Origin of the sequence: Phaeobacter sp. HF9A (assembly GCF_011806385.1) — a bacterium.
Classification (GTDB): Bacteria; Pseudomonadota; Alphaproteobacteria; order Rhodobacterales; family Rhodobacteraceae; genus Epibacterium.
The window spans coordinates 1-2,545 of the sequence record NZ_JAATOX010000228.1 but is presented as its reverse complement, the minus strand read 5'-3'; the positions used below and the strand labels follow the sequence as shown (position 1 = coordinate 2,545).

3 protein-coding genes and 1 pseudogene are annotated in these 2,545 nt (G+C 62.8%); 3 read left to right on the top strand and 1 reads right to left on the bottom strand.

The annotated features are described in order from the left end of the window. Positions 1–228 (bottom strand): annotated as a pseudogene (locus HCZ87_RS20900) (hypothetical protein); the annotation flags it as partial. Positions 229–342: 114 nt separating this feature from the next. On the opposite strand from HCZ87_RS20900, the gene HCZ87_RS20530 reads away from it, so the two are divergent. The 3 genes from HCZ87_RS20530 (at position 343) to HCZ87_RS20520 (ending at position 2,534) form a co-directional block, all read left to right on the top strand. Continuing rightward, the gene (locus HCZ87_RS20530; protein WP_167646957.1) at positions 343–1,032 is read left to right on the top strand and encodes a YafY family protein; all 690 of its coding nucleotides are present in this window, start codon (positions 343–345) and stop codon (positions 1,030–1,032) included. A gap of 146 nt (positions 1,033–1,178) precedes the next feature. Next, the gene (locus HCZ87_RS20525; RefSeq protein ID WP_167646955.1) at positions 1,179–1,844 is read left to right on the top strand and encodes an OmpA family protein; all 666 of its coding nucleotides are present in this window, start codon (positions 1,179–1,181) and stop codon (positions 1,842–1,844) included. 183 nt (positions 1,845–2,027) lie between these two features. Next, positions 2,028–2,534, top strand: a complete 507-nt coding sequence (locus HCZ87_RS20520) for an NADPH-dependent FMN reductase (RefSeq protein WP_167646953.1) — start codon at positions 2,028–2,030, stop codon at positions 2,532–2,534. Positions 2,535–2,545: the final 11 nt, after the last annotated feature.

Below are 2,545 nucleotides of genomic sequence, written 5' to 3'. Positions count from 1 at the left end.
GCAAGGAGGCGCAGGCGGGCTCGGCGGAACAGGAGAGCGCCGCCTGAACAGGCGCAGCATCCTGGCGCGCAGGGCGTCGCGCCGCGCTCGCCGACGGGCGGCGTGATAGGCCTCTATCGCTTGCCGGGCGTCGTCTCTTTCGATCTCATAGGTGCTGCGGGGCTGCGGCGGTGGGCCCCAGCGATCCAGGCCAAGGGTGATCAGTCTGATCCAGTCATAATAGGGCATCGGTGTGTCCTTTGTCCGAGTGTCGTTTCCGGGCCAGAACATCACAACGCTGCTGACAACCTGTTGTCAGCGGGGCATGCTAGAGTGGCAGCAGGATGTCACGAGGAGGCGCCCATGTCCCGCAGCGACCGATTGTTCGAAGTGATCCAGATTCTGCGCGCGGCGCAATCGCCGGTGCGGGCCGAGGATCTTGCAGCGCAGCTGGAGGTGTCGAAACGGACGATCTATCGCGATATCGCGGCGCTTCAGGCGATGCGCACCCCGGTCGAGGGCGAGGCGGGGATCGGCTATGTGCTGCGCAAGGGCTACGATCTGCCGCCGCTCAATTTCGACGAGGAAGAGATCGAGGCGCTGCATGTGGGGCTGGCCATGCTGATGCGCACCGGCGATGGGGCCTTGCAACAGGCGGCGGCGCGGGTGGGGCGCAAGATCAGCAATGTGCATGCCAGCGCCGAATGGCTTCAGGTGGCCCCCTATGGCGCGCCGCAGGACAACCCCGATTGCGGCTGTGTTCCGATTGCGCTGCTGCGCCAGGCGGTGCGCTCGGCGCAGAAGCTGCGGCTCTCTTATGTCAACAAGGAGGATATCCAGAGCACCCGTGTCTTGCGACCGCTGGCGCTGATTTACCACGTCGATTGTACGCTGATGGCCGCCTGGTGCGAGCTGCGCAGCGGCTTTCGCCATTTTCGCACCGACCGGATGATGACGGCAGAGCTGCTGGATGCGGAATTCTCCGCCGAGGCCCCGTTTCTGCGCCGACTTTGGCAGGAACAAGAGGGCAACCGTTTTGTCTTTGGCCTCTGACCTTTTCTGCGTCCTGCGCGATATTTCGCCGAATTTTTGACGTTGTGGCTTGTTGCGTGGCCGGGAACAACCGATATTCAAAGCGAACCGTGCGCCGTCGCAAGACGGCTGGCGCGCAGGCAAAATTTGAAAAGAAGGTAGACCGCATGTCCATTATTCCCTTTGCCAAGCTTCCGGCAGTTGCCGCGTTGAGCGCTGTTGTTGCCCTTGCCGCCTGTACCGATCCGTCGGTGTATGACGGTGATACCGGACGGAGCCGCACCGGCGATGGTGCTGTTATCGGGGGGCTGGTCGGTGCTGGGCTTGGTGCCTTGGTCGGTGATGGCGATGCGGGGGCTGCGGTCGGTGGCGCGGCCGTGGGTGCGCTTGTCGGCGGTGCGATCGGCTATGATCTGGACAAACAGGCCAAAGAGCTGCGTCAGAGCATCGACAATAGTGCGATTACCGTTGTGAACACCGGCGACCGGCTGGTGGTTTCCTTGCCCAACGACCTGACCTTTGCCACCGACAGCTCGGCGATTTCGCCCGCGGTTCGGGCCGATCTGCGCCAGGTTGCGGGCAGCCTGCAACGCTACCCGGGCAGCGTGGTGCAGGTGATTGGCCACACCGATAGCGACGGCGCCGCGTCCTATAACTATGCGCTGTCCGAGCGTCGCGCGAATGCGGTGGCGGATGAAATCGCGGCCGGTGGCGTGTCCTACAGCCGTATGCGGATCATTGGCCGTGGTGAAGATCAGCCGGTGGCCAGCAACCTGACGCCGGAAGGCAAGGCCCGCAACCGTCGGGTCGAGATCGTGATCATTCCGCAATAAGCCGGGCGCGGGGGGTGGCCCCCGTTTGCAAGAGTAGAGAAAAGCCGCGCTTCAAGAGCGCGGCTTTTGTGTTTTCCCTGGCTGTGCGGATATGAACACTTGAGATGCGTCCTTACGCATTGTGTGCGCCATTTTCCGACTTAGGTTGGGGGCAATAGGTATTCATCCAAAAGGACCCATCCCATGTCTGATCCCGTTTTGCTTCTGATATCCGGCTCGCTGCGTCAGGAGGCGACCAACCGAAAACTCGCACATGAGGCGGCGCGCCTGTTTGGCCCGGCAAAGGTGATCGAGGGCAATTTGAACCTGCCGCTCTATGACGGCGACCTGGAAGAGGCGGAGGGGATCCCCGCAGCCGTGCAAGCGCTTGCCGTGCAAGTTGCAGAGGCGGATGCGGTCGTGATTTCGACGCCGGAGTATAACAGGGCCCCGTCGGGCGTGCTGAAAAATGGCAAGCCGGTCGCGGTGATGTCGGCGGCCGCGGGGCGCTCCGGCGGAGAGAACGCCCAGATGATCCTGCGCAGCTTCCTGGTGCCGTTCCAACCGCATGTGCTGCCGGGGCCGGCGGTGCATCTGGCCGAATCCTACAATGCATTTGACGCCGAGGGGCATCTGAGCGGCGAGGAATATCGCAAGATCCTGACGGATTTGATGACGCAGCTGCGCGCAGCCACGTTGCAGCGCACCTAAGATCAAGCGTT

Bases quoted from the DNA above. Each gene is read 5' to 3' on its own strand.
- HCZ87_RS20530 (WP_167646957.1), top strand. From the start codon at position 343: ATGTCCCGCAGCGACCGATTGTTCGAAGTGATCCAGATTCTGCGCGCG.
- HCZ87_RS20525 (WP_167646955.1), top strand. From the start codon at position 1,179: ATGTCCATTATTCCCTTTGCCAAGCTTCCGGCAGTTGCCGCGTTGAGC.
- HCZ87_RS20520 (WP_167646953.1), top strand. From the start codon at position 2,028: ATGTCTGATCCCGTTTTGCTTCTGATATCCGGCTCGCTGCGTCAGGAG.